Genomic DNA, 25,314 nt, shown 5'->3' with positions numbered 1-25,314 from the left:
AAACACCCGGTCCCATTCCGAACCCGGTAGTTAAGCCCTTCTGCGCCGATGGTACTGCACTGGTTACGGTGTGGGAGAGTAGGTCGCCGCCGAACATAATTTGCCCTGCGGGTCGAGCGCCACAAGCGCTCCCCGCAGGGCTTTTTCATGTCTTCGTGCAGGTACCGCTGTGTTCATTGAGCGGCTGACCGGGTGATGAGACCCCGGCGAGCGGGTGATGCGAGTCAAGCTCGGGTTGTACGTCCCTACCGTGATCGTCATGAACGAGCAGTGGGCAGGGGAGGCACCTTTGCGGTGGCGAGCGCGCAGGAGGCGGGGCAGGCACGCCCGCGAGCCCGCGCCGTCCTCGCAGTCGATCCTGCCCGCAGTGCTCGGCGTCGTGCTGCTGGTGTGCCTGATCCTCCTCCTGCTGACTTACCTCTAGTCCTAGCGGGACTGCAGCGCGTCGAGCGCCACGGCCTGAGCGATCACGAGCCGGCGGTCGACGCCAGGATCCTGGATCGAGACCAGGTAGTGGTCCCGGAGCCAGGTCTTCTTGTCGACGCTGAACACGGGCGCGCCGTTCTCCGTGACGAAGTCGAAGTGATACCGCATGGGGAACGGCGCATCTCCGATCACCGGGATCCACTGCCACAGTCGGCGGAAGCCCGCGAGGAACTTGTTCCGCTCCGCCCCCGTGGCCTGACCCCAGCCCGCCTGCTCCAGGTGCCAGGTCGACCGCAGCAGGGACTTCGCGAAGTTCTTGCGGAACAACCCGATCTGCCGGCCCTGGCCGTCCGTCACGTCGTACCCGCTGCCCAGGTCGATGACCTTGCGGGCGTTGAACTCGAACAGCACCTGGCTCTTCGACGAGTCGGTGTAGATCGTGACGCGTTCCTTGATCTTGAGCCGCTTCTGCTCGGCGAACCCGACGAGCCGGCCCGGCCGGCCGTTGTCGTCGACGAACACCTCGTAGCGGTTGACCATGAACGTGACCTTCTGGTGCACGTGCAAGGCGTGCACGTTCTGGAGACTCACAGCTCACCCTTCTCGACTGGCACGGGGATCAGGCTCCCGGTCGGGAACCTCCGCTCGTTGCGCTCGATCTTCGCGAACGCCGCCTCGACGAGGTCGACGTCGAGCTTGTCCGCCAACCTGGTCAGGTAGTGCATCACGTCCGCGAGCTCGTCGCGGACGTTCCAGGCGAGGTCGGGGTCCTTCATCGCATCCTTCGCCTCGTCGGGCGTCAGCCACTGGAAGAGGTCGGTGAGCTCGCCGACCTCCGCGGACAAGGCCATCACCAGGTTCTTGGGCGTGTGGTAGCTGTCCCAGTCGCGGGCAGCGGCGAACGCGCGCAGGGCGTCCCTCAGGTCCACGAGATCACGCTGACTCATGACCCACTGACTACCACGTGGACGAACGAGCAAGGACGGCGGTTGATCGGACATGGATCGTCCGCGTCAACGTTGATTAGTTCTAGTCATGTCAACATTGAGCGCGATCAACCCCGACTCCGTCCTCGTCCTCGGCGCCACCGGCAAGACCGGCCGGCGCGTCACCGCCCTCCTCGGACCTGCCGCACGCCCGGCGTCGCGGTCCGCGGCCACGAGATTCGACTGGGCCGATCCGGCCACCTGGGGGCCCGCCGTCGCCGGCACGACCGCCGTCTACGTCGTGCCGCCGGAGAACCCCCTGCTGCTGAACGACTTCGTGCGCCTCGCGGTGGAGTCCGGTGTCTCGCGGCTCGTGCTGCTGTCGATGCGCGGTGCGCCCGACGACGACCCGTTCGAGGCGGCGGTCAAGGGCTCGGGCGTGGAGTGGACGGTCCTGCGGCCCACGTGGTTCATGCAGAACTTCGACGAGGACATCTTCGCCCCGTCCGTGGAGCAGGGGGAGTTCGCTCTGCCCGCGGGCGACGGCGTCCACCCGTTCATCGACGTGGTGGACATCGCCGAGGTCGCCGTCGCCGCCCTGACCCGGCCCGGCCACCACGGGCAGACCTACGACCTCAGCGGGCCGGAGGCGTTGTCGTTCCCCGAGATGCTCGCGCGGATCAGCGCGGTGACCGGCAAGCCCGTGCGGTACTCGGACATCGAGTCGGCGGAGTTCACCGCCCAGCTGCGCGGGCTCGGCTTCTCGGAGGAGATCGCGGAGCTCGTCACGATGCTGCTGGAGCTGATCCGCAAGGGGGAGGAGGCGCACGTCTCCGACGGCGTGAGGAAGGTGCTCGGCCGGGAGCCGCGGACGTTCGCCGACTATCTCGGGAGCAGCAGGTTCGCCTGAAGGCCGCGCGTGCCCTCGTTGGTGATGACGGCCTCGCAGAGCGCGCGCCCCGTGCGGGCGCGCCACTCCTGCGCCACGTCGCAGTACTGAAGGCCCATCGCGTAGGTGAGCTGGCCGATGCACTCGCCTTCGAGCAGCACCTCGAGGGTGTGTTCACCGGTGTGAGAACCTCTGGCGATTCTGCAATCCCGTAACTCGGCGATGACGTGGACGGGCGTGCGGCCGTCGACCACGCGGTGCAGCACGTGCTGGTGGGCTTCCTCGCCGACCACGGCGACCTGGTACTCGGCGGGCATCGTCGGCGCCGTGCCGAGCGCCTCGTGATCGAGCAGCAACAGCCGCGGAGAGCCCAGGTGCAGGTGCACGGTGCGGCGCTGTCCGCCGCCGATGATGCGGGCCGGGCACGAACCGACCTCGCCGCGCTCGGCCAGGTCGAGCAGGAGCGGCAGGTAGTCGCCGGCCTGCTCGCTGCGCAGGTACCCGGCGGTGACGGCGGTGCGGTCCGCACGCAGCAGGTCGACCCGTACCGACGGCCGGTCGTGCCGACCGGCGGACTCCGGCACGAGCACCGCGGTCGCGAGGACGGCCGAGTCGTCCCCGTCCCCGTCTCCATCCGCTGACAGTCTCACCACCTCGGCGATGGCGTCCTGGTGGTGCGCCTCGCCGAGGATCGAGATCCTCCCGGCCGTCGACAGGCGACGCAGACGGGACCGGGTGCGGGCCGGGGCGAGCTGCTCGGCCGTCTTGTTCTTGGTGCCGGCGAACATCAGCGCGAACAGTGCGAGCCCGATGACGAAGCCCAGAGGGCCGAAAGCAACGGTCAGAACCAGCGCGAGCACGGCGACGGCGATCAAAACGGCGGCAGGCGAGGGTTCTGTGCGTTGCTGCATCGTCATGTGGCATCCCCGAGGCTCGGCAACCCGTCACTCTCAGTGTCGGGTACGCCGGGCGATGTGTTTCACAAATCGCTCGTTTGGCCTAGCACGACGGGCTGGGGACTCCAGCCAGTGACCGGAGTTCGTCGCGGATCGGGATCATCCGCCAACGGTGAGTGAGGATTCTCCTCGGCGAGCCTCAGCCCGGCGCCGGTGGAGGCCCACGCGAGAGCAGTCCCGAGGGCGACGCCGCCGAAGATGAGAGCGCCGAACACGAAGCTCCAGCTGCCGCTGAACATCCGGAACACCGCGTAACCGGCCATCGCCGCCGTGAGGGCGGTGAGCACCAGCATCAGGTGATGCGTGCCGTGCCGGACCTTCTTCAGGTTCGGCCGCAGCGGCTGCGACCGGCCCAGGTCCCACAGCACCTTCGCGTTGGCCCAGCGACTGCTCTCGAGCGGCGGCCGCGGCTCGGCCTTGGCCCGTGCCGCCGCCCGTTCCCGGACCAGGCGCAACGTCGTCGCGGTGTCGTCGACCGGCAGCAACCACTCCTGGCCGCCGCCGATGACCCGCAGCACCGGCCCCGGCGTGATCGTGAGCTCGCTCGTGTTGCCGAACCACCACTGCGCCGGCGAGGACACGACGCCCACCTCGACGTGGCTGATCCGGTCGAACCGGATCGCGACCCGCCCGACCGGCGACGTGGCGTGCCGCGGCGGTGGCAACTTGTCGAGCAGCAGCCGGCGTGACTGGACGCGCAGCCGTCCCCCGCCGCGCAGCCGCACGAGCACCTCGACCGGCGAGCGCCGCACGTCGCCGGTGACCGGCCACGACACGATCCTCGCCGCGAGCCAGGCCAGGCCCCACGCGAGCAGGGGAGTCGCCACGGCCAGCACGGCCTGCTCACCGCTTCTCGGGCTGGCGATGCCAACCAAGGCGACCGGGACCGACGGCAGCCAGGCGAGGCGCGTCCACGCCGAAGTCATCCACCACAGCACCACGAAGAGCAGCACCGCCACCGGAACGGGCCAGAAGCCGTCGAGGTCGGTGAACTTCTCCGCGAACTCGGCGGCGAAGTCGAACTCCTCCCGCCTGCCGGGCAGAGACCGCTGGAACAGGTACGACGACAGCGTGAGGTAGCCGAAGGGCACGGCGGCATAGCTGAGCAGGATCAACGGAACGGCGGCGAGATACCGCAGGAACATCATGTGTGGAGCCCCCAGGTCGGATCAGTGGACCAGGGTAAGGCGCGCACGTCCTCTCGGCCCGGATTCGCCACCGCCGGGGAGCGCCGTCAGCACGAGGCCGAACACCAGCCCGTTCAGTTCCTCGAGGCCCAGGTTCAGCTCTCTGGCCACGTGCGCCGGCGTCGTGCCGTTCTCGCGGAGGACCTTGAACACCTTGGTGAGCAGCTTCGACGTCTCGCGCCGGGTCATGCCGCCCGGCACGAGGCTGTGGACGTTCGCCCACCTCGTGAACTGGTCCCGGCCGACGTGCCAGTGCCGGTGGTCGGTGCCGGGCAGTTGTCGTTGGGGCATCAGGAACTCGGCGGCGAACTCGTGCGGCTCGTCGTGGCCGAGCAGCACGGCCAGGTGGACGGCCGCGTCGAACCGAGCCTGTTCCGGCGTCGCCGACGGGCTGAGGAACACGAACGGCGTTCCGTTGTGCCAGCAGGAGAAAGCCTCCTGGACGACGCAGTCGACCGGCAGCGAGAACACCCGCACGCCGTGCGACTCGAGCAGCTGCACCATGTTCGGCGCCGGCCCGGTGGTGAGCCGCCACGCGTCGCGGGTGCCCTGCGGCGAGGTGCGGGGCGCCGGCAGGTCCGGCTGGGGGAGCACGAACAACCGGTCGAGCCAGCCGTTGAACTCGATCGCGAGCTGCGCGGCCGCCATCGCCTGCGCGTCGTGCGGTGTGCCTTGGGGCCGGGGTGGTTCCGGCGCCGTCAGGAACTCGGCCGGGAACCCGAGAGCCCCCGCCAGCGACTCGAGCGCTGCGGGCTTGGGCCGGCGCTGCCCCCGTTCGTACTCGCTGATCGCCCGCGCCTGCACGCCCGACTTCCGCGCGAGCTCGGCCGCGGTGAGTCCGCGCCGGGTGCGGGCGAGCGTGAGTCGCGAGGGCGTGAGCATGATCCGGCCATTGTCGTCGGTGGCCCGCCGGACTGCCAGGCGGGTCCTCGTGCCGGTTTCGGATCAGCGTGAACCGGTTCCGTGGCGTAGCTTCGGGGTGTGGGCCAGAGGGATCATGACCTGCGGCGGAGCGGGATCGTGCGCCACGCCTCCTTCGGCGCGTGGCTGCTCGGCCTGCTGCTCCTGGGGTTGTCGGTCGTCGGCCTGATCCGGTGGCCGCACTGGGTGTGGACGGCACCGATCGCCTGCGCGCTGCTCGCCCTCGGCGTCACCTACCGGCTGCGGCACAACGGCGGCCCGCTCGTGCTCGGCGGGATCGCGCTGGCGCTGCTCGTCGGGGCCGGCGCGCTGGCCCAGATCGCCACCTCCGTCTCCCACCCCTAGCGACGGAGCGCGACCGGGAAGTCGACCTCCTCCGGACCGTCCACATTGGGCGCCTTGAGCTGCGGGAATTCCATCGGCGGCAACGGGATCCGATGAGCCCACCGCTCGATGATCTGGTTCTGCGGCGTCGGCTCCGGCTGCGACACCTCGCGCAACACCACGAGCCTGTCGTCCAGCTGCAGCGGGTACGTGACCAGGAACCACAACTTCAGCCCCTCGCTGCGCACGTTCTCGAACAGCGCGAACTGGTCGTGGTCGTTGTCCCGCATCATCGCCGCGATGGCGGGCCCCTTCGCGTAGTCGCTGCGCAACGGCGCCTCCGGCGACCCCGTGCCCCGGTTGCCCTGCAGCGTGCCGAGCAGCACCGGCCGCGACGGGTGCCGGATCAGCCCCGCGTTCCAGTGGTCGAGCCGCTGCCACCCCTCCGCCGCCAGCAGCTGCCGCAGCGTGCCCACCCGGTGGATCCAGTCGAGCAGGCCCGGCGCGTTGGTCGGGCCGAACGGGGGCGAGGCGGCGCGGGCGTCGATGCCGGCGGTGATCGCGCGGTCCAGGACCGCGCGGCGCAGGCCCAGGTCGGCGAGCTGCTCGTCGGCGGTGGGGGTGAGCTTGCGGAAGGCGGCGTTGGTCATGGGACGACGGTAGCGACGGGGTCTGACATTTCCGGGAGGCCGCAGGTCAGGGGTGGCTGAGGTGAGGGGAGTGGAAGGGCGGCGGGAGGTGGTGGTCTGGGACCGCAGGGGTGGGGGAGGCAGGTGGGCTGACGGGCCAGGGCGTGGCGGAGGCCCGTGGGTAGGTGGCCCGGCGGGGGCAGAGGGGTGGGGGTGTGCTGGGTGGGGGTGTGCTGGGTGGGGGTGTGCTGGGTGGGGGTGTGCTGGGTGGGGGTGCGCTCGGTGAGACGAGGCTGGGGCGGGGATGTGCCGGGGCGGGGATGTGCTGGGGTCAGGAGAGGCTGGCATGTAGAGGATCCGGCTGAATCGCGTGGCGAAGTCCGCGAAGCAAGAGGGCGGTGCCCCGGACCGAAGTCCGAGGCACCGCCCTCGCGGCCCGTCTCCCGGTCAGGCCGCCACCGGCGTGAGCTGGTGCAGCACGTCCCGCTCACCCAGCCGTTCCCGCGCCCACTCCGCCACCGTCGCGTCCTGCGCGAACAGCACGATCTGCCGGTCCGCGGACAGCTGCAGCAGCAGGTCCAGCACGGCGCGTGTGCGGGCATCGTCGGCCTGCACCGTGACGTCGTCCAACAACAACGGGCACGGCTCGGTGGCGAGGTGCTGGGCCAAGGCCACCCGCAACAACAGGTAGACCTGCTCCGCGGTCCCCAGGGACAGGTGCGAGGCCTGGTGCCACGAGTCGGAGGCCGCGCACACCCGCACGGTCAGGGTCGACGGGTCCACGGCGGCGTCGACGTACCGGCCGTCCGTCACCGACGGCAGCCACGTGCGGAGGGTCGTCTCCAGGGCCGGGGCGATGGTGCTGTGCACCTTCTCGCGGGCGGCGGTCAGGTAGCGGGAGGCCAGGTCGATGGCCTCGACCTCCGCCGACACCTCGGCCAGCGCGGCGGTCGCGGTCTGCACCGCCTCCTCGGCGTCCGGGACGCTCGGCAGGGTGCGGGCCAGTTCGGCGACGGTGGCCGCCAGGGTGTCCGCCGAGGTCGCCAGGGCCGGGTCCACCGGGGGCAAAGCGGCGTAGCGGGCGGCCACCTCCAGCAGGGTGGCGTGGTGGGTGTGCGCCGCGGAACGGGTCGCTTCCAGGTCGTCCAGGGTGTCGGCGGCCGCCAGGGCCTGGAGCTCCGCCCACGCCTGGCGTTCGTCCTCGGCCTCGCGCAGCAGCTTGTCCCAGCCCCGTTGCCACTCGGCGATCGCGCGCAGGAGGTCCTCCGGGCGGTCGCCGGTGCCGCCGATCGTGGTCACGGCCTCGCGGAGCAGGTCCGCTGCCCGGTCGCGCGCGGCCATCGCCTCGGCGACGGTGGCCTCGGCCAGGCGGCGGTCCGCCAAGGTCTGGGCCAGCAGGGGGCGTTGGGCCGCCAACGACGCCTGGCGGGCGCGCACCTTGCAGTCGGTCTCGTAGTCCACCAGGAGGTCGGGGACGGTCACGGTGGCGTCGATCTTGCCGCGCGCTGCCAGCTCCACGCGGACCGCCTTCTCGGTGCGGGCCACCTCGCACAGCAGGTCGGCGTGCTCGGCCTCCCACGCGGCTCGGTTGGCCAGGCGCCACAACGTTTCGCGGTCCGCGGGGATACCGAGCGACGCGCACTCGGCCACGGCCTCGTCGTGGACGCGCACGGCCTGGGCGGCCACCGCGCGCTGGCCCTCGGCCTCGGCCAGGGTGCGGTCGGCGGTGAACAGCACGCCACGGGCCTCGGTGGCGGTGGCGGCGCGCTCGGCGGCGAAGGTCACGGCCGCCTCGCGTTCGTCCGCGTTGCCGCGGGACAGCGCTCCGCCGACACCGGCCACCAGTGCCGCGACGAGGACTCCCATGGCGGCGAACTGCTCGCCGGTCAGGAAGAGCAGCACGCCCACGAGTGACGTGAGGCAGCTCAGCGCCAGCAAAGCGTTGCGCAGGAACGGGTTCGGCACCGCGATCTCCTGCACGCGCGCCGCGGCCACGTCCGCCTCGACCTGGGTGCGGGCCGCCGTGGCGGCGGCCTCGTCCTGGTGCTGGCGCGCGGTGTCCACGTCGATCGACGCCGTGGTCAGGCGGCCACCGGCGGCCGGGTCGAGGCGCGTGGCGAGTCCGCGCAGCACGGACGGCTCCGCGGTCGTCGGCGGGGACGGCCTGCGCTCCTGGTGCGCGGCGGCCACGGCGGACGCGGTCGCGTAGGCCGACGCCACGACGCGGAGTTCGTCGTCGAGCGCGGTCTCGCCGACCGGGAAGTCCGGCACCGCGGCGAGTTCCGCCTCCAGCGCCTGCGCGGACGGACCGGGCAGCGCCCTCGGCGTCGGCGCCGCACGCCACGCCGCGAGCGCGCGGTTCACCAGGATCGCCCGCTCCTCCAGCACCGCGAGCCCGGACGGCGGCGTGTCGCCGAACCGCTCCCGCAGCTCGGTCTGCCGCGCCACCTTGGCCGACAGGGCGTCGAGCGACTCGGCGTGCTCCTGCACGGCCAGCCGGGCGCGCGCAGCGGCGGCACACCGGGCCCGCGCACCCAGTTCCTGGTACCGCGTGTGCTCACGGCGGGCCACGGCGAGGTCGGTTTCGGCTTCCCGCAAGCGGTTCCGGGCGTCGCGCAACGCGTCCACGGGCGCGGTCAGCCGCTGCAACGCCTGCTCCACCGTGCCGTCCGTGCCCGCGGTCGCGGCCGCCCGGCGCAGGTGGTCCTGGAGGCCGTTCGCCGCGTCCAGCACCGTCAGCAACTGCGCCTGGTCGACGCACGCGGTCGCGGCGAACGACGTGCGGTCGAGCCCCACCCAGCGCGAGGCGTCCGGCGCCGAGTCGGCGTTCAGGTCGCGCTCCACCGCCACGACCTCACCGGACTCCAGCGCCACCGTGGCCGCCACCCGCCACGACTCGCCCTCCCACGGGCGGTGCCGCGCCGACGGGGCACCGCACAGCGCCGCGCGGATGGCCGCGTGCCACGACGACTTCGCGGACTCGTTCACACCCGCCACCACGGTCAGGCCGGGTGCCAGCGCCAGCGTCCGGTCGTGCAACGGCCCGAACGCGTGGGCCGTGACGGACTCGATCCTCATCGCTCCTCCAACGCCCGCAGGCCGGCCGACAGCACCCGGCCGCGCAGGGCCACGTCCAGAGCGGGATCGGCGAGCACGTCGCGCACGAACTGGCCGCGTACGGTCCGTTCCGCCGCGACGGTGTCGAAGTCCAGCAACGGGAACGTCTTCTCCGAGTCGAGCCAGCCGAGCGACCGCGACGCCGACACGTCGAACACCTCCCGCGACACCGTTCCGTCCTCGCGCACCGTGCACAGCACCGCCCCGCGCTCCCCGGTCTCGCCCGGCGTCAGCGGATCGGGGTTGCCGGGGAACGTGTAGTCGGACGCGTGCTCCGGCGTGTGCACGTGCCCGAGGAACGCGTGGTCCAGCCCGGTGATCGCGACGTCGTCGGGTGCGGAACCGTGGCACAGCGCCAGGTTCACGCCTCCCCGGTTCACCGTGAACCCGTCGATGACGTCCCGCGTCGGACCGGGCCCGACGTTCGCCGCGCCCCAGAGCGTGACGCCGTCGGCGAGCTCGACCGGCATCAGCACCGACGACGAGAACACGTGCACGTTCGGTGTCCAGTCCACCTGCTGGTAGACCGACTGCGGCCCGTACCAGTCGTCGTTGCCCGGGGCCAGGAACACCGGCACCCCGCAGTCGAACGACGACCGCAGGAACTCGGCCGTCGACGGCGAGCAGCGGTCGTGCTCGTAGAGGTCGCCGGCGCACAACATCGCGTCGGCGCCGGTCTCCTGGGCGAGGTCCACGATGTGGCCCAGCGTGTCACGCAACGCTTGACGCCGCTCCGGGCCCGCGCAGGGAAAGCGCGTGTCCAGGTGCAGGTCCGCGAACAGCAGCAGTTTCACCAGTGCCTTCAGGTGAGTTCGATGTTGCCGGACAAGGTCAGGGACGGCCGCAGCGCCGCCGCGACCGCGGCGGTGTCGGCGTGCCAGCCGGTCAGCTCCGCCACGGTCGGGGTCAGCTCGTAGCCGTGGTGCCGGATCGCGCGGCTCAGCGCGTGCCACAGCTGGGAGGCGTCGTGCGCCACGTCGGTGTCCACATGGGACGGAAGACTGATCAGCAACGCGTGCACGGGCTGGTCGGTGTTCTCGGCACCGCAGGCGCGGGCCACGGACCGCTCCACCGCGGTGCGCAACAGCTCGGCGCAGCACCGGATGCGCACGCCGTCGAGCTGGTCCGGGCGTGCCAGGAGGTTCGCCACGCAGGTCAGCCGGTCCTGGACGTCGGAGGGGAGGGTCATCGCTGCACCCACCCGGCGAGCAGTTCGGTGTCGCGGATCAGCACGTCCAGGTCTCCGCTCTCGCCGCCGACCCGGCACGCCAGCAGCAGGTCGACCGCCCACGAGCCGACGGTGTTCTCCAGGTGCGGCAACAACTTCGTGGGTTCGGTGAGGTCGTCGAGCACGGCGAGGGCGAGCTTGTGCCTGGTCGTGAGCGCGCATTCCAGCTCGCGCTCCACCTCGGCGTGCGGCACCCCGCGGCCGAGCCGTTCGCGGCGGAACCGGGCGTGCGCCGCCGCCTCCAGGGCCGCCCGGCAGCAGGACGCCACGAGCTCGGACCGCAGCGCGTCCGGCAGGTCCTCGTCGACGCGCATCGCGCGGGCGTCGGCGAGGCAGCGGCCGACCGGGTCGTCGGACATCCGCACCTGCACCGCCGACTCCTCGCCGCGGCAGACCTCCCACACCGTCGCGGGGAGCCGCAGCCGCCGCAACGCCTCCACCAGCCGTTCGTCGTGGGTGAAGACCACGACCTGGCGGGTCAGCCCGACGTCGGCGAGCACCTGGGCGAGACCGTCCACCTTGGACGGGTCCATCGCCTGCACCGGGTCGTCGATCACCACGAACCGGAACGGGCTCTCGTCCACCATCGCGCGGGGCAGGAACAGCGCGAGCCCCAGCGAGTGCAGCTCGCCCTGGCTCATCACCGCGAGCGCCGAGTTCGTGACGCCGTCGACGGACACGTCCAGCTCGACGTTGCGGGCGCCGCCGAGCCGCACCGCGCCCAGGTCCACGTTGCTCTGCTGGCGCAACCGCTGCCAGATCCGCTGCGACTCCTTGGCGAACGGCGCGATCCGCTCGGACCGCAGCGTGGCCGCGGTCTTGCGGATCCAGTTCTCCGCCTCGGTCACGTCGGCGAGCACCTCGGCGTCCGCAAGCGCTTGCTGCGCCTGCGAGTGCCACTCGAACAGCGCGATCGCCATCGGCCGCCACACCAGGTCGCGCCGGTCGATCTGCTCCCGGGCGACGGACTTCAGCTGGTCGACAGCCTGTATGAGATCTGCATACCGGTCGAATACTTCCTGTCGCAGGCGCACGGGGTCGTCGATCGAGGCGCACGCCTCCCACGCCTGCCAGGCCTGCAGTGCGGCCGTCGTGTCGAGCACGTCCTGCGCCTCGGTCAGCACCTCGGGCACCGGCACGCACACCGCGCGGGTGGCCGCGACGGCGACGTCCAGGCGGTCGGCGGCCTCGTGCAGCTCGGCGGCGGCCTTGGCGAGGTGCTCGGCGCGGTCCCTGGCCTTGGCGAGCCACAGGCCGTCGAGCCGGCCGAGGTCGCACACCGGGCACGTCTGGGCCCGCGGCGAGTCCCTGGAGGACTCCTGCAGCTGGATCGCGAGCCGCAGGATCTCGCTGGTCCGCAACGAGTCCTGCGCGTTGGCCGTCGCGACCGCGCTGACCGCGCCGAGCGCGAGGTCGAACGTCTCGCGAACCCGGTCGACCTCCTCGTCGGGCGGCAGCGCGACGTCCACGATCTGGTGCAGCAGGCTCGTGCCGGTGCCGACCTCCGCACCGAGCGCGAGGTCCGCGATCGCGTCGAGGTCGGGGGAGTCGCTGCCGAGCAGTGCGGCGGCGCGGTGGGCGCGTTCGTCCTGGGAGGCCAGCAGCTCCGCGCGGACGCGTTCACGCCGGTCGTGCGGACGGGCGACGATTTCGGCGAGGCGCTTGCGGTGCTCGGCGAGCGCCTGCTGCGCCTCGGTGATCGCCTCAAGGCCCAGAAGGCGGTGCATCGCCTCGTAGAGGTCCTCGGGTTGTGCGTCGAGCACGGTGCCGAGCTCGCTGTAGGGCAGGAACGGGCGGTAGGTCTCCAGCGCCTCGTGCCACCTGCGGTCGTCGAACGGCTCGTTGTCCTGCGTCCACTCGCCCTGCGCCAGGTCGTCCTCCGGCGCCCACTGTCTTCGGATCGTCGTGCGGTCCGGCGCCGCGGCTTGGACGAGCTCCAACTCGACGGCGGTGTCGGCCTGGTGGAGGTTGCGCCAGCCCTGCCGCCACACGTCGTGCCGCGCTCGGGTCCAGCGCGCGTTGTAGCCGGTCATGGCCAGTTCGGCGGCCTCGGCGAAGCTCGACTTGCCGGAGCCGTTGCGCCCGGTGACGACGGTCAGGCCCGGACCCGGCGCCAGCGGCAGGCGTGCCTGCGGGCCGATGCCGCGAAAACCTTGAACGCGGATCTCCGACACGAAGATCCCCTGACCGGGGCCGTCCGTGCGTTCGCGCGGGGCCTCGTCGTGCGTGGGCACGCCGGCGAGAGCGCGCTCCAGCGCCTCGTCGCCCCGGCACGCCGCCAGCACCAGTTCCGCCGCACGTGGGGTGAGTTCGTCCTTGGCCAGTCGCCCGGCCATCAGTTCGAGTAACCCGGCTTCACCCGCCACGGTCACATTTCCTCCAGCTGCCACCACTCGATAGGGCGGCAACTTAGGCACGAAAGGGGACCTACTGGTGAGTACTCACACCATCGAGTGGTGTTGCATAGGGTGACTAAAGGTGGACCTCGTCGTTAGGGACCCCACACCTGCAGGCCCCTGATCACGAAGTAGGCGTCCGGCACGTAGGTGCCGTGCTTCGGGTAGGTGGTGAACTCGGCCTCGGTCGAGCAGTTCTCCCTCTGGTACACGGTCGCGTCCCTGCTCAGGCGGTTCGCGAACGACTTGCCGACCACGGTGAGGGTGATGCACTCGCCGGGGTTCGCCGACTCCACGTCGAGGCGCTGGACGGTGCCCGTGTAGTCGGGGCCGGACCAGACGCAGAACTCGCCCTTGTCGCAGCTCTTGTCACTCTGCGCTACGGCGATCCCACTGGAGGCGACCGCGCCCGCAGTGATCACCAGGGCGGCGATGAGGCTCTTCGTCGACATGGGCGCACCTCCGTCGCAGAAGAGTGTGCGTCCGTTCGGGTCAATCGGCCAGACGATCTTGGAGCGCCTTCGCATCGCGCGGTGCGTACGCCTTCGCGTCGTTGTCGAAGTAGACGAACACGTCGCCGTGCTCGCGCCACGCCCGGACCCTCGCGGCCCAGGCGTCGAGGCCCTCGTCGGTGTACCCGCTCACGTAGAGCTCGTCGTGGCCGTGCAGCCGCACGTAGACGAAGTCGCTGGTCACCTCTTCGATCAACGGGTACTTGCCGGCCGCGTCGGCGACCACCAGCGCGATGTCGTGGCGTTTCAGCAGGTCGACGAACTCGGGCGTCTGGTAGCTGTCGTGACGCACTTCGAGGGCGTAGCGCATCGGCCGCTCGGCATCGGTGGTGGTGTGGGCGGGGTCCACGCGGTGGTCGTGGCGTTCGGCGACCTTCGCGGCCTCGGTGGTGGTGCGGGGGAGGCTCTCGAAGAACGCGGTGAGCAGGTCCGCGTCGAACCGCAGCGTGGGCGGGAGCTGCCACAGGATCGGGCCGAGCTTGGGGCCGAGGGCGAGCACTCCGGACGCGAGGTAGTTCGCGAGGAGCTCGTGGCCGTCCTTGAGGCGCTTCATGTGCGTGATGAAGCGGCTTCCCTTGACGGAGAAGACGAAGTCGTCCGGTGTCTCGGCGGCCCACTTCCGGTAGCTCGACGGGCGTTGCAACGAGTAGAACGAGCCGTTGATCTCGACCGAGCCGAGCTGCTCGCTCAGGTAGGCGAGCTCGCGCTTCTGCGTGACGCCCTTGGGGTAGAACACTCCGCGCCAGGGCGGGTAGACCCACCCCGAAGTGCCGATCCTGACCTCGCCCATGTGGCTATCGTGGCACGGTGGACGACTACCTACAGCGCATCGGTGCCTCCCGCACGTCTTCGTTGGCCGAGCTGCACGAACGGCATCTGCTGACCGTCCCGTTCGAGAACCTCCACACCCACATGGACATCCGGATCGTGCTGGAGGTCCCGTGGCTGCACGACAAGATCGTGGTGCAGCGGCGCGGTGGGTTCTGCTACGAGCTCAACGGGTTGTTCGCGGAGTTGTTGCGGCACCTGGGACATCACGTCGACCTGCTCGGCGCGCGCACGATCGGCGACGAGCAGCGGCTCGGCCCGCCGCTCGACCACCTGGCGCTGCTCGTGGACGGCACGTGGCTCGCCGACGTCGGGTTCGGCTCGTTCACGCTGCGGCCGCTGTCCTGGGAGTCCCGTGAGGACCAGCGCGACCCGTTCGGCGTCTTCCGGCTCGTGGACGTCGGCGACGACGTGGAGGTGCTGATGGACGGCAAGCCCTGCTACCGGCTCGACCGCCGGCCGCGCGAACTCGCCGAGTTCGTGCCGACCTGCTGGTGGCACCAGACCGCGCCGGAGTCGCACTTCCGCACCGGGCCGATGGCGTCGCTCGCGTTGCCGGACGGGCGGATCACCGTGACGGACAAGAAGGTCGTGGTGACGGAGAACGGCCGCAAGACCTCGACCGATGTCGAGGATCCCGCGGCCGCCTTCCAGGAACGCCTGGGACTTCACTTCCGGCAGAGCAACGCGTCCGGCGTCCTGCGCCAGTTGTAGGCGACACCGGCGATGTGCTCGTCCTGCGCGCACTGCCCCTTGTAGTGCCCGTTGGCCCAGTCGCCACCCTGGTCCGGCCGATTGTCACCGCGGTCGAACCACAGCACGCGGGTCTGCGTTCCCTGCGCGACCGGAGCGCAGACCAGGGTGAAGCTCGCGTAGCCGACGGCGGCGTTTCCGTTGGGGCACTGGAGCTTCGTGTAGCCGGACGCCCAGTCGTTGGTCACGTGCTGCTCGTTGGTGACCCTTTTGGTGCCGCTCCACTGTGGACCGCTGACGCACAGCCCGCGGTTGCCGGTGTGGCTGATGCCGACGAGCTTCTCGTTCTGCGGGCAGGATTCCTTGAGGAGCTGGTTCCAGCGGGTCTCCTGCGGGATCTGCCCGGTGCGGCTCGGTGCGGTGACGAGGCGGTTCCACGCGCCGGCCCGCCAGTCGTCGCCGTCGTTGACGCCCATGCGGTTCCCGGCGGCGTCCCAGTGCAGCAACGCCCAGCCGTTGCCGCCCCGGTTGGTGTGGAAGCCGACCAGCGGCCAGTAGGCGAAGTCGGTGTCGTTCGCGACGAGCTGGTTCACGAACCGCTCGAACCAGTCACGCGCCTTGGGGTTGTTCTCGCCGCGGCCGCCGACACCGAACTCGCTGATCCACAACGGCGCGGTGAAGTGCTTCTGCGCCTCGGTGATGAAAAAAGCCTGGCGCTGCAGCACGTTGACGTGGTCCTGCGGCGAGAGGTCCTGGTAACGCGGGTCGCTCGTCTCGCCGATTCCCGTGGCACCGCTGTGGTTCGGGCCGGTGTAGCCGTAGAAGTGGGCGGAGTAGACGAGCTTGTTCGGGTTGGCGAGCGTGTGGCTGAGGAACCGCGCCGGCTCGAGCGTCGGCCGCCCGTGCGCGAAGCCGTCGACCGGGATGCCCGTCCAGTTGATGCCCTCGACGATGACGAGCAGGTCGGGAGCGACCTGCTGGAGCCGGTCGGCGGCCTGCTGCGACGCCTTGTGCCAGTCGTGGTCGTTGCCCCAGCCCCAGTTCGGGTCGTCCCAGACGTTGCGGCGCACCTCGTTGTAGAGGTCCGCGCCGACCACGCGCTTGTTCGCCTTGTAGCGGTCGGCCATGAACGCCCAGTCGGTGATCCACTGGTCGGTGCTCTGGCTGGTGTTCCAGCGCTCGTTGCCGTCGACGCCGCAGCACCACCGCGAGGTCGTGGTGTGGTTGTTGAGGATGACGGCGAGGTTGTTGCGGGTCAGCTCGGCGACGACCGCGTCGTAGACCTCCAGCGGCCGCTTCCCGTTGAGCTGCGCGTCCTTCAGCCCGTTGACCGGGTTCGTGTCCTTGATCATCTGGTTGGAGAACGGCAGCCGGACGCTGTTGACGCCGATCTCCTTGAAGCCACTGATGATCGTGGCCATGGTCGCGCGGTCGAGCCCGAGCGGGACCTGGTCGGCCTTCTCGCCCGAGTGGTGGTTGGCGGGGTCGTTGATGTCGCCGGAACCGGTGTAGGTGCCGCTCGCACCGTGCCAGTTGCCGGACTTGAGCTTGAAGCGGTCGCCGTGGGCGTCGACGATCCACCGGCCTCGGGTGCTGAGGGGGCCGGTCCAGGCCGCCTCCTCCGCGTGCGCTTGCACGGGAGCCACGAGACTCGCGGCCAGGAGCAGGGGAGCCAAGACGCGAATCGTTCTCATATCTGAACAGGCTAGTTGACAACCGGGATCGTCCCGCAAATACTCGGATTCGAGCGATCGGAGCCGAGTGATGAAGAACCCGCTGGGTATGGCGGTGCTGGGACTGCTGCTGGAGTCGCCGATGCACCCGCACGCGATGGCGGCCACGCTGCGAGAACGTGGCATGGACAGGTCTTTCAAGGTCACGACCGGATCGCTGTACGACGTGGTGCGCGCGCTCGTGCGTGAGGGGTGGATCGAGGCGCGGGAGACGGTGAAGGTCGGGGCCCGGCCGGAGCGGACGATCTACGGGCTCACCGCGGTGGGGCAGCAGGAGTTCACCCGCTGGGTCGACCGGTTGGTGCGGGAGCCGCAGCCCGAGTTCCCGAAGTTCCTCTCCGCCGTCAGCTACCTCGGCGCGCTCGGCGCTTCGGGGGCGGCGGAGGCGTTGCGGGAACGGGCGGACCGGTTGCGGGCGTCGCTCGACGAGATGCGCGGTGCTCACCGGGACGCGCTGGCGCAGGTGCCGCGGCTGTTCGTGGTGGAGGTCGAGTACGCGGTCCGGCTCGCGGAGGCCGAGCTCGGGTGGGTCGAGGAGATCATCGGCGACGTCGAGTCCGGGCGGCTCGCGTGGCCGGAGGGGGCGTGATGACGGTTCTGGTGGCCGGGGCCGGCCCGGCCGGGTTGATGGTGGCGGCGGAGCTCGCGCTGGCCGGCGTCGAGGTGGCCGTGGTGGACGCGGCGCCGGCGAGGTTCCCGCACCCGCGCGGCTTCACGCTGTCGGCGCGCAGCCTGGAGCTGCTCGACCGGCGCGGGCTCGTCGACCGGTTCCTCGCGGAGGGACCCGTGGTGCCGTACGGGATGTTCGTGCCCGGGATGGGCCTCGACTTCTCCGCGATGGAGACCGATCACCCGTACGTGCTGGGCATCGCGCAGAACCGGGTCGAGGAGCTGCTGGAGGAGTGGCTCGCCGAGCTCGGGGTGCGGGTGCGGTGGGGACAGGAGGTCGTGGACTTCACGCAGGACGCCGACGGGGTCGACGTGGTGGTCGGCGACGAGCGGTGGCGCGTCTCGCACCTGATCGGGTGCGACGGCAGCCGCAGCCTGGTGCGCAAACGCGCGGGGATCGCCTTCCCCGGTGTGGGCGCGACGTCGCACGGACTGGTCGCGGACGTCGAGGCGGACTTCGACGCGCTGGCGACGGGCGAGGTGTTCGTGCTGCCCCGGCCCGGCTACGTGCGGATCGTGCTGGAGGAACCCGAGCCGCGGTCCGGGCCGGTCGAGCTCGGCTACGTCCAGGAGTTGCTGAACGCCCGGCTCGGCCGGGAGGTGCCGCTCGGGAGGGCGTTGTGGCTCAGCCGCTTCTCCGACGCGGCGCGGCAGGCGGAGAGCTACGTGCGCGGCCGGGTGGTCCTCGCCGGCGACTCCGCGCACGTCCACCCGCCGGCGGGGGCGGTCGGGGTGAACGTGGCGCTGGCCGACGCGGTGAACCTCGGCTGGAAGCTGGCAGCGACCGTCACGGGCCAGGCCCCCGAGGGGCTGTTGCAGACGTACCACGACGAACGGCATGCGGCGGGTGCGCGCGTCCTGCGCACGACGCGCGCGCAATCCCTTCTCGCCCGTGAGGACCTCTCACCGGTGCGAGACCTCCTAACGGAGCTGAGTGCCGTCGCGAACAAGCACCTCGCCGAGCTCGTCGCGGGTGTGGACACGCGGTATGACGCTCGTATACCGGGTGCACACCCCTTGCTCGGGCGGCTGGCGCCGAACTTCGAGGTGCGGTCCGGCGGCAGGTCCACCACCGTCGCGGAACTGCTCCGCCCCGGCCGCCCGGTGCTGCTGGACGAGTTCGGCGGGATGCTGATCAGGCCGGATGGGCACGTCGCCTGGGTGGCTGATCCCGAGACGTTGCCGGCGGCGTTGCGGACGTGGACCGGGCCATGAGGCTCAGGGCGTTGCGGGGAGCGGCGCCGTGCATGGTGTTGTCGAAGTAGACGTAGGTGTCCCGGTCCCAGTCGTGGATCTTCGCCGCCCACTCGTCGAGCTGCGCGTCGTCATAGGAGCTGATGTACAGCTCGTCATGCCCGTGCAGCCGCAGGTAGGCGAAGTCGGCGGTCACGGCCTCGATGCACGGGAACGTCGGTGCGTCCGACACGACGTGAGCGACGTTGTGCGCGCGCAGCAGGTCGAAGTAGCCGTCGGTGCGAAACGACTCGTGCCGTGGTTCGAACGCGTGCCGGCCCGGCGGGAGCGTGGCGAGGAAGTCCTCGACCAGTGCGCGGTCGAAGCGCAGCGACGGCGGCAACTGCCAGAGGATCGGTCCCTGCTTGGGGCCGAGGGCGAGCGACTCGGTGAACGTCTTGAGCGGATCATCTATGTCGCGCAAGCGTTTGACGTGCGTGATCAGCTTGGGTCCTTTGACGGCGAAGACGAAGTCCGGCGGGGTCTCGGCGGCCCACTTGCGGTAGTTCGACGCGGGTTGGAGGCGGTAGAACGAGCTGTTGATCTCGATCGTGCCGACCCGGGTGGCGAGGTGGCTCAGCCACGACCGCTGGGGGACGCCGCGGTAGAAGTCGTCGCGCCACTCCGGGTAGCGCCAGCCCGACGTGCCGATGGTGATCACGTCATCCGGGTAGCCCGGTGGCGGTGTAGCCATTCTATAGCACTTATGTTGGAATTGCGCTACAGTCGTGGCATGCAGCAGCTCAAAGCCATCGGCCAGCGTGAGCTCCGCAACGACAACGCGGAGATCATGCGGCGCGTCGAGGCGGGTGAGAGCTTCGTCGTCACCCGCAACAACAAACCCGTCGCCCAGCTCTCGCCGTACCGGGAGGACGCCGTCTCGCGGCCGCCGCTCGGGGACGTGCAGGTGCTGTTCGGCGCACTGCCGCCGGTCGACGCGGACCGGTGGGAGGCCGACCGGCGCGCCGCCGACGAGGTGTTCGGCTCCGACGACCCCCTGGAAGACCCGTGGCAGAGCTGAGGTGCCTGCTCGACACCTGTGTGCTGATCAGGTTGGAGCGGGCGAACCTGGGCGAGTACGTCGGCGCCCAGCCGTTCCTGAGCGCGGTCACGATCGCGGAGCTCGCGTTCGGGCTCGACACCGACGACCCGGTCGAGCGGTTCGCGCGCACGGAGCGGTACTACGCGGCGCTGCAGACGTTCGAGGTGCTGCCGTTCGGTGTCGAGGAGGCCAAGGTCTACGGCCAGATGGCTTCGCTCGTGCGCCGGGCTGGTCGCAGTCCGCGGCCGCGCCGGATGGACCTGCAGATCGCGGCGACGGCGGCCGTCGCGAAGATTCCCGTGCTCACGATGAACGTGAAGGACTTCAAGGACCTCGACCGGCTGGTCGACGTCGTGCCGATCCGTCAGGTCTGAGCGTCCATCAGAACCGCGGGACGCGAGAAAATGACCTGATCGAAACATCCGGACGGCTAATGATCCCGCCATTTTTCCCGATACCTGACACATGACTGTCACGGACATCGCGGCGTGGGGCACGGCGGACCACGTGCGAGCCGCGCTCGAACGTCACCTCGAAGGCGCGCTGGTGGAGGTCCCCGGAGACGAGGACTCGCCCCGCTGGGCGTTCGGCGAGGCGCTGCGCAGGTCGCTGGTCCTGCGCCAGACGCACCCGTTCGACACCGTCGCCATCGGCCTGCCCGACCTGCCCCGTTACCGGGAACTGGTCGCGGGCTCCGAGGTGACGCTGCGCGCGACGAACATCGACGCCTACTTCGTGTGCCAGGCCGGCAAGGCCGAGCTGCACCAGCCGGTGATGGTGCCGGAGGAGGCCTGACGACGTGAAGAAGCCCCGGCTCCGTCGAGGAGGAACCGGGGCTTCGAGCACAGCGGACTAGGCGGGCACGGAGGCCACACCCGGTGCCAGGAAGCGCTTCCCGGTCACCTTCTCCGAGATGCCGGTGCGGTCCAGGTACGGCGTGATGCCGCCCAGCCAGAACGGCCACCCGGCGCCCAGGAGCATGCACAGGTCGATGTCCTGCGCCTCCGCGACCACGCCCTCGTCGAGCATGATGCGGATCTCCTCGGCCAGGGCCTCCAGCGCGCGGTTCTTCACCTCGTCGCCGGTCAGCGGCGCGGAGCCGAACTCCCACAGCGCCTGGACCTCCGGGTCGACCGTTTGGTTGCCCGAGGCGTCCCACTGCCAGACCGCGCCCTTGCCGGCGGCGACGAACTTCTTCATGTTCTCCGACACCGAGAAGCGGTCCGGGAACGCGCCGTGCATCGTCTCCGACACGTGCAGCGCGACGGCGGAACCGACCAGCTGCAGCAGGATCATCGGCGACATCGGCAGGCCGAGCGGCTCGGTGGCCTTGTCGGCGACCTCGAACGACGTGCCCTCGTCGACCGACTTGATGACCTCGCCCATGAAGCGGGTCAGCAGGCGGTTCACGACGAACGCGGGCGCGTCCTTCACGAGCACCGAGGACTTCTTGAGCTGCTTGCCGATCGAGAACGCCGTCGCGAGCGTCGCGTCGTCGGTCTGCTCGGCGCGCACGATCTCCAGCAGCGGCATGACCGCGACCGGGTTGAAGAAGTGGAAGCCCACGACCCGCTCGGGGTGCTTGAGCTTCGACGCCATGTCCGTGATGGACAGCGACGACGTGTTCGTGGCGAGGATGGCCTCGGGGGAGACGTGCTCCTCGACCTCCGCGAACACCTGCTGCTTCACGGCGAGGTCCTCGAACACGGCCTCGATGACGAAGTCGGCGTCGGAGAACGCGGACTTGTCGAGCGAGCCGGACACCAGGGCCTTGAGGCGGTTCGCCTCGTCCGGCGAGACGCGCTTCTTCGACGCCAGCTTGTCGATCTCGGCGTGGACGTAGCCGACGCCCTTGTCCACGCGCGCCTGGTCGATGTCGGTCAGCACGACCGGCACGTGCAGGCGGCGGATGAACAGCAGCGCCATCTGCGAGGCCATCAGGCCCGCGCCGACGACGCCGACCTTGGTGACCTTGCGCGCCAACGACTTGTCCGGAGCACCCGCCGGTCGCTTCGCGCGCTTCTGCACCAGGTTGAACGAGTACAGGCCCGCGCGCAGCTCGTCGCTCATGACGAGGTCCGCGAGGCCCTCGGTCTCGGCGGCGTAGCCCTTCTCCAGGTCGTTCTCGCGCGCCAGTTCCAGCAGCTCCAGGGCCTTCTGCGCACCCGGCGCCGCGCCCTTGGTCTTGCCGTGCACGATGCCCTTGGCCCGCGCGAGCGCCGCGTCCCACGCCTCGCCGCGGTCGATCTCCTTGCGGGGCACGGAGATCTCGCCGCGCACGACGCCGGACAGCCACAGCAGCGACTGCTCCAGGTAGTCGGCGGAGTCGAACAGCACGTCCGCGATGCCCAGCGCCAGAGCTTCCTTCGGCTTGAGCATCTTGTTCTGGTTCAACGCGTTCTCGAAGATCACCGTCACGGCGTCGTTGGCGCCGATCAGGTTCGGCAGCAGCTGCGTGCCGCCCCAGCCCGGGAACAGGCCCAGGAACACCTCGGGCAGCGCGATCGCGGCCGCGTTCGACGCCAGCGTGCGGTAGTGGCACGACAGCGCGAGCTCGAGGCCACCGCCCATGACCGCGCCGTTGACGAAGGCGAAGGTCGGGATGTCCGAGTCGGTGAACTTCTTGAAGACGTCGTGGCCGAGCTTGCCGATCGTGACGCCCTGCGAGCGGTCCGTGGCCTGCTCGACGGCGGACAGGTCCGCGCCGACAGCGAAGATGAACGGCTTGCCGGTCACCGCGATCGCGGCGGGCTTCGCCGCGTAGGCCTCGTCGAACGCGGCGCCGAGCGACACCAGCGACTGCGGGCCGAACGTCGACGGACGCGTGTGGTCCAGGCCGTTGTCGATCGTGATGAACGCGACCGGCTTGTCGAGGCCGGGCACGCTGATCAGACGCGTCTTGGCGTGGGTGACGACCTCGTCGGGGAAGATCGCCTTTGCTTCCTCAGCGGTGATGGTCACTTGCCACTCCAGTTCGGGTTCTCCCAGATGACCGTGCCACCCATGCCGATGCCGATGCACATGGTGGTGAGGCCGTAACGGACGTCCGGACGCTCGGCGAACTGACGCGACAGCTGCGTCATCAGGCGGACACCGGACGAGGCCAGCGGGTGGCCCGTCGCGATGGCGCCGCCCCACTGGTTCACGCGGGGGTCGTCGTCGGCGATGCCGAAGTGGTCGAGGAACGCGAGCACCTGGATCGCGAACGCCTCGTTGACCTCGAACAGGCCGATGTCCTCGATGGACAGACCGGCCCGTTCGAGCGCCTTCTCGGTGGCCGGGACCGGGCCGATGCCCATGACCTCGGGCTCGACGCCCAGGAACGAGTAGCCGACCATGCGCATGCCGATGGGGAGGCCCAGCGAACGAGCGGTCTCCTCCTCGGCGAGGATGCAGCCGGTCGCGCCGTCGTTCAGGCCGGCCGCGTTGCCCGCGGTGATCCGGCCGTGCGGGCGGAACGGGGTCTTGAGCTTCGCCAGGTCCTCGACCGTGGTGCCCGGACGCGGCGGCTCGTCGGCGGTCGCGAGGCCCCAGCCGTTCTCGGCGGAGCGGGTCGCGACGGGCACGAGCTCCGGCCCGATCTTGCCGTTCTTGAGCGCGTCGGCGTACTTGGCCTGGGAGTTGGCCGCGTACGCGTCCGTGCGCGCCTTGGTGATGTGCGGGAACCGGTCGTGCAGGTTCTCCGCGGTCTGACCCATGACGAGCGCGCTGGTGTCGACGATCCGGTCCGACAGGAAGCGCGGGTTCGGGTCGACGCCCTCGCCCATCGGGTGGCGGCCCATGTGCTCGACACCGCCCGCGATGGCGACGTCGTAGGCGCCGAACGCGATGCCGCTCGCGGCCGTGGTCACGGCGGTCATCGCGCCCGCGCACATGCGGTCGATGGAGTAGCCGGGCACGGACTTCGGCAGGCCCGCGAGCAGGGCGGCGGTGCGGCCGAGCGTCAGGCCCTGGTCGCCGATCTGCGTCGTGGCCGCGATCGCGACCTCGTCGACGCGCTCCGGCGGCAGCTCGGGATGCCTGCGCAGCAGCTCACGGATGACCTTGACGATCAGGTCGTCGGCACGGGTCTCGGCGAAAATCCCCTTGGGGCCGGCCTTGCCGAACGGCGTGCGGACGCCGTCGACGAAGACCACGTTCCGAACGCGTGCCGGCGCTGCTGGTGCGGCCACGGCGTCTCCTCACTTGTGGTGACAACTCTGTCCACTCCGGCGGGGCTGCGCGACATCCCTACCGGTCGGTAACGCCAACTCTAACCCTAGTTACTGGTGAGTAACCACAGCGGCACCCCTGTTCTTTGTGTCACACACCTTGCGGACGATCAGGAACAGCGGCAACCCGACGGGCGCCAGCAGGATCGTGATCACCAGAACGGGTGCCATCACCAGCGGGTGGACGTCCAGCCGGCGCCCCTCCAGGTACATCCAGCGCCCGACGAACAGGTCCCAGGCGAGCATGTGCGCCCAGACCAGCGCGGTGCCGGCGTCCGTCGCGAGGTACTCCGCCAGCGGTCCGATCTCGGGCCGGGTGACCAGCGGCAGCACCGTGGACAGCTCCGGGACCAGCAGCACGACGTAGATCAGCGCGGGCGGCAGGACGATCAGGTAGGACTCGGCGATCCTCTTCGTCCACGACCACTTCGGCGCGAGGATCATCAGCGCCCAGAACGGCGCGGCCACCAGGAACGTCAGGTCGAACAGCAGGGCGGTCATGCGTGCACGAGCTCCTTCTTGGGTTCGCGCGCCCACACCAGGCCGAGCGCGGTCGCGACGACGATTCCGGCGAGCGCGAGCAACGTCGTGCCGTCCGGCTGGACGAGGGACTGGCCGCGCAGCGCCTGCCAGGTGACGAGCAGGAAGATCCCCAGGAACGACCCGCTGAGCACCCACGCGACCTTGGTGTTGGCGCGGTGGCCGAGCAGCGCGATCAGCAACGGCAGCACCTGCAGCGCGTGCATGCCGACGAAGTGCCCGACCCGCAGGTCGCCGTGCTCGGTGCTCCACCCCGTGAGCGCCATGTACGCGCCGCCGTCGGGCGCGCCGACCGTGTGCGAGCCGAGGGTGTCGCCGTCGAGCGCCTGGCCGGGCTTCGGGCTGGTCATCAGGAACCCGACGCCCAGGCCCAGGAACGAGATCACGAGCCCGAGCCGGATCGACCACGAGAACGCCTTGTTCTCGATCTCCGTGCGCCACAGCAGGATCGCGACGATCGCGTGCGTCACCCACAGCACGACGATCGTCGAGCCCATGATCGAGAACAACGCCGTGTCGAGCGGCGTCTCGAAGTTGAAGTGGCTGCGCCTGCCGCGGACGACCTGGCCGACGATCACGACCATCTCGATCGCGCCGGCCGCCGCCAGCACCGTGCCGGCCCACCAGCCGACGCGCTGGAACCGCTTGAGGAACGTGAGCAGCCACGCGAGCGTGAACGCGTAGAGCGTGAGCGACACGGCGAACTTGAACGGCTTGAGCCAGATCGGCGAGTTCATCACCGTGCGGTCGTCGACCAGCAGTCCGACGAGCGCGATCGGGATCAGCACCGCCATCGCCCAGCCGAAGACGACTAACGGGCGGTGCCAGTTCTGCGTGGCCTTCAACATCCGAGC

The 25,314-nt window shown here is 70.4% G+C and carries 27 protein-coding genes and 1 rRNA gene; 10 read left to right on the top strand and 18 right to left on the bottom strand.

The genetic code is table 11. From position 1 onward, the window contains the following. Together rrf and ABZX02_RS39220 are read left to right on the top strand one after the other, a co-directional pair. Nucleotides 1–95, top strand: a 5S ribosomal RNA gene (rrf, locus tag ABZX02_RS39225); the annotation flags it as partial. Between the two features lie 164 nt (nt 96–259). After that, nucleotides 260–424, top strand: coding sequence for a hypothetical protein (locus tag ABZX02_RS39220; RefSeq protein ID WP_170176444.1), 165 nt, complete (start codon nt 260–262; stop codon nt 422–424). 2 nt (nt 425–426) lie between these two features. Here ABZX02_RS39220 and ABZX02_RS39215 read toward each other — a convergent pair whose 3' ends face one another. Both ABZX02_RS39215 and ABZX02_RS39210 read right to left on the bottom strand, forming a co-directional pair. After that, nucleotides 427–1,017 (bottom strand): hypothetical protein, encoded by a 591-nt coding sequence (locus tag ABZX02_RS39215; RefSeq protein WP_355306397.1) that lies wholly within the window; start codon nt 1,015–1,017, stop codon nt 427–429. Beyond that, the gene (locus ABZX02_RS39210) at nt 1,014–1,373 is read right to left on the bottom strand and encodes a nucleotide pyrophosphohydrolase (RefSeq protein ID WP_355306395.1); all 360 of its coding nucleotides are present in this window, start codon (nt 1,371–1,373) and stop codon (nt 1,014–1,016) included. Before ABZX02_RS39210 ends, ABZX02_RS39215 begins: the two co-directional genes overlap by 4 nt. Nucleotides 1,374–1,461: 88 nt before the next feature. Here ABZX02_RS39210 and ABZX02_RS39205 point away from each other — a divergent pair, with 88 nt between their 5' ends. Then, nucleotides 1,462–2,262: an NmrA family NAD(P)-binding protein gene (locus tag ABZX02_RS39205; RefSeq protein WP_355306393.1), complete on the top strand. Its 801-nt coding sequence runs from the start codon at nt 1,462–1,464 to the stop codon at nt 2,260–2,262. On the opposite strand, the gene ABZX02_RS39200 is transcribed toward ABZX02_RS39205, so the two are convergent. From ABZX02_RS39200 to ABZX02_RS39190, 3 genes are all read right to left on the bottom strand, one after another. Then, on the bottom strand, nt 2,235–3,158 hold the full coding sequence (locus ABZX02_RS39200) for a hypothetical protein (RefSeq protein WP_355306391.1): 924 nt from the start codon (nt 3,156–3,158) through the stop codon (nt 2,235–2,237). The two genes, ABZX02_RS39205 and ABZX02_RS39200, sit on opposite strands and share 28 nt — an antisense overlap. A 62-nt stretch (nt 3,159–3,220) precedes the next feature. Beyond that, a complete protein-coding gene (locus ABZX02_RS39195; protein WP_355306389.1) occupies nt 3,221–4,345 on the bottom strand; it encodes a hypothetical protein in 1,125 nt (374 codons plus the stop codon). 21 nt (nt 4,346–4,366) lie between these two features. Beyond that, on the bottom strand, nt 4,367–5,266 hold the full coding sequence (locus tag ABZX02_RS39190) for an XRE family transcriptional regulator (RefSeq protein ID WP_355306387.1): 900 nt from the start codon (nt 5,264–5,266) through the stop codon (nt 4,367–4,369). A gap of 138 nt (nt 5,267–5,404) precedes the next feature. Between ABZX02_RS39190 and ABZX02_RS39185 the strand changes: the two genes are divergently transcribed. Then, nucleotides 5,405–5,650 (top strand): hypothetical protein, encoded by a 246-nt coding sequence (locus ABZX02_RS39185; RefSeq protein ID WP_355306385.1) that lies wholly within the window; start codon nt 5,405–5,407, stop codon nt 5,648–5,650. Here the strand turns inward: ABZX02_RS39185 and ABZX02_RS39180 are convergent. The 7 genes from ABZX02_RS39180 to ABZX02_RS39150 form a co-directional block, all read right to left on the bottom strand. Further along, on the bottom strand, nt 5,647–6,279 hold the full coding sequence (locus ABZX02_RS39180; RefSeq protein ID WP_355306383.1) for a hypothetical protein: 633 nt from the start codon (nt 6,277–6,279) through the stop codon (nt 5,647–5,649). The genes ABZX02_RS39185 and ABZX02_RS39180 overlap by 4 nt on opposite strands. A 426-nt stretch (nt 6,280–6,705) precedes the next feature. Beyond that, nucleotides 6,706–9,336 (bottom strand): AAA family ATPase, encoded by a 2,631-nt coding sequence (locus tag ABZX02_RS39175; RefSeq protein WP_355306381.1) that lies wholly within the window; start codon nt 9,334–9,336, stop codon nt 6,706–6,708. Next, nucleotides 9,333–10,169, bottom strand: a complete 837-nt coding sequence (locus ABZX02_RS39170; RefSeq protein WP_355306379.1) for a metallophosphoesterase — start codon at nt 10,167–10,169, stop codon at nt 9,333–9,335. The genes ABZX02_RS39175 and ABZX02_RS39170 overlap by 4 nt, the downstream gene beginning before the upstream one ends. A gap of 8 nt (nt 10,170–10,177) precedes the next feature. Further along, entirely contained in the window at nt 10,178–10,564 is a 387-nt protein-coding gene (locus ABZX02_RS39165) for a hypothetical protein (RefSeq protein ID WP_355306377.1), read from the bottom strand. Further along, entirely contained in the window at nt 10,561–12,939 is a 2,379-nt protein-coding gene (locus tag ABZX02_RS39160) for an AAA family ATPase (RefSeq protein ID WP_355306375.1), read from the bottom strand. Before ABZX02_RS39160 ends, ABZX02_RS39165 begins: the two co-directional genes overlap by 4 nt. A 155-nt stretch (nt 12,940–13,094) precedes the next feature. Then, nucleotides 13,095–13,451, bottom strand: coding sequence for a peptidase inhibitor family I36 protein (locus ABZX02_RS39155; protein ID WP_355306373.1), 357 nt, complete (start codon nt 13,449–13,451; stop codon nt 13,095–13,097). 40 nt (nt 13,452–13,491) lie between these two features. Then, a complete protein-coding gene (locus tag ABZX02_RS39150; RefSeq protein WP_355306371.1) occupies nt 13,492–14,301 on the bottom strand; it encodes a DUF72 domain-containing protein in 810 nt (269 codons plus the stop codon). 17 nt (nt 14,302–14,318) lie between these two features. On the opposite strand from ABZX02_RS39150, the gene ABZX02_RS39145 reads away from it, so the two are divergent. Continuing rightward, nucleotides 14,319–15,053 carry an arylamine N-acetyltransferase gene (locus ABZX02_RS39145; RefSeq protein ID WP_355306369.1) on the top strand — a complete coding sequence of 245 codons (735 nt, stop codon included), beginning with the start codon at nt 14,319–14,321 and terminating at the stop codon, nt 15,051–15,053. Here ABZX02_RS39145 and ABZX02_RS39140 read toward each other — a convergent pair. Further along, nucleotides 15,008–16,708: a cellulase family glycosylhydrolase gene (locus tag ABZX02_RS39140; protein ID WP_355306367.1), complete on the bottom strand. Its 1,701-nt coding sequence runs from the start codon at nt 16,706–16,708 to the stop codon at nt 15,008–15,010. The genes ABZX02_RS39145 and ABZX02_RS39140 overlap by 46 nt on opposite strands. An 88-nt stretch (nt 16,709–16,796) precedes the next feature. Between ABZX02_RS39140 and ABZX02_RS39135 the strand changes: the two genes are divergently transcribed. Further along, the gene (locus ABZX02_RS39135; protein ID WP_355306365.1) at nt 16,797–17,354 is read left to right on the top strand and encodes a PadR family transcriptional regulator; all 558 of its coding nucleotides are present in this window, start codon (nt 16,797–16,799) and stop codon (nt 17,352–17,354) included. Next, a complete protein-coding gene (locus ABZX02_RS39130) occupies nt 17,354–18,649 on the top strand; it encodes an FAD-dependent monooxygenase (RefSeq protein WP_355306364.1) in 1,296 nt (431 codons plus the stop codon). Before ABZX02_RS39135 ends, ABZX02_RS39130 begins: the two co-directional genes overlap by 1 nt. On the opposite strand, the gene ABZX02_RS39125 is transcribed toward ABZX02_RS39130, so the two are convergent. Next, nucleotides 18,570–19,361, bottom strand: a complete 792-nt coding sequence (locus ABZX02_RS39125) for a DUF72 domain-containing protein (RefSeq protein WP_355306362.1) — start codon at nt 19,359–19,361, stop codon at nt 18,570–18,572. The two genes, ABZX02_RS39130 and ABZX02_RS39125, sit on opposite strands and share 80 nt — an antisense overlap. A 39-nt stretch (nt 19,362–19,400) precedes the next feature. On the opposite strand from ABZX02_RS39125, the gene ABZX02_RS39120 reads away from it, so the two are divergent. The 3 genes from ABZX02_RS39120 to ABZX02_RS39110 all read left to right on the top strand — a co-directional run bounded on the left by ABZX02_RS39120 (nt 19,401) and on the right by ABZX02_RS39110 (nt 20,504). Further along, complete coding sequence (locus ABZX02_RS39120) at nt 19,401–19,688, top strand: type II toxin-antitoxin system prevent-host-death family antitoxin (protein ID WP_355306360.1); 288 nt, start codon at nt 19,401–19,403, stop codon at nt 19,686–19,688. Next, nucleotides 19,676–20,083 carry a type II toxin-antitoxin system VapC family toxin gene (locus ABZX02_RS39115; RefSeq protein ID WP_355306359.1) on the top strand — a complete coding sequence of 136 codons (408 nt, stop codon included), beginning with the start codon at nt 19,676–19,678 and terminating at the stop codon, nt 20,081–20,083. Before ABZX02_RS39120 ends, ABZX02_RS39115 begins: the two co-directional genes overlap by 13 nt. A 91-nt stretch (nt 20,084–20,174) precedes the next feature. Continuing rightward, nucleotides 20,175–20,504: a hypothetical protein gene (locus tag ABZX02_RS39110; protein ID WP_355306357.1), complete on the top strand. Its 330-nt coding sequence runs from the start codon at nt 20,175–20,177 to the stop codon at nt 20,502–20,504. Nucleotides 20,505–20,561: 57 nt separating this feature from the next. On the opposite strand, the gene ABZX02_RS39105 is transcribed toward ABZX02_RS39110, so the two are convergent. The 4 genes from ABZX02_RS39105 to ABZX02_RS39090 form a co-directional block, all read right to left on the bottom strand. Beyond that, entirely contained in the window at nt 20,562–22,670 is a 2,109-nt protein-coding gene (locus ABZX02_RS39105; protein WP_355306355.1) for a 3-hydroxyacyl-CoA dehydrogenase NAD-binding domain-containing protein, read from the bottom strand. Continuing rightward, nucleotides 22,667–23,881, bottom strand: coding sequence for a thiolase family protein (locus tag ABZX02_RS39100; RefSeq protein ID WP_355306353.1), 1,215 nt, complete (start codon nt 23,879–23,881; stop codon nt 22,667–22,669). Before ABZX02_RS39100 ends, ABZX02_RS39105 begins: the two co-directional genes overlap by 4 nt. Before the next feature lie 90 nt (nt 23,882–23,971). Further along, the gene (locus tag ABZX02_RS39095) at nt 23,972–24,421 is read right to left on the bottom strand and encodes an ABA4-like family protein (RefSeq protein WP_355306351.1); all 450 of its coding nucleotides are present in this window, start codon (nt 24,419–24,421) and stop codon (nt 23,972–23,974) included. Then, a complete protein-coding gene (locus ABZX02_RS39090) occupies nt 24,418–25,308 on the bottom strand; it encodes a hypothetical protein (RefSeq protein WP_355306349.1) in 891 nt (296 codons plus the stop codon). The genes ABZX02_RS39095 and ABZX02_RS39090 overlap by 4 nt, the downstream gene beginning before the upstream one ends. Between the last annotated feature and the right edge of the window lie 6 nt (nt 25,309–25,314).

The sequence above is a fragment of the Lentzea sp. NPDC003310 genome, assembly GCF_040610935.1.
Classification (GTDB): Bacteria; Actinomycetota; Actinomycetes; order Mycobacteriales; family Pseudonocardiaceae; genus Lentzea.
This window is presented reverse-complemented; position numbering and strand designations above follow the sequence as displayed.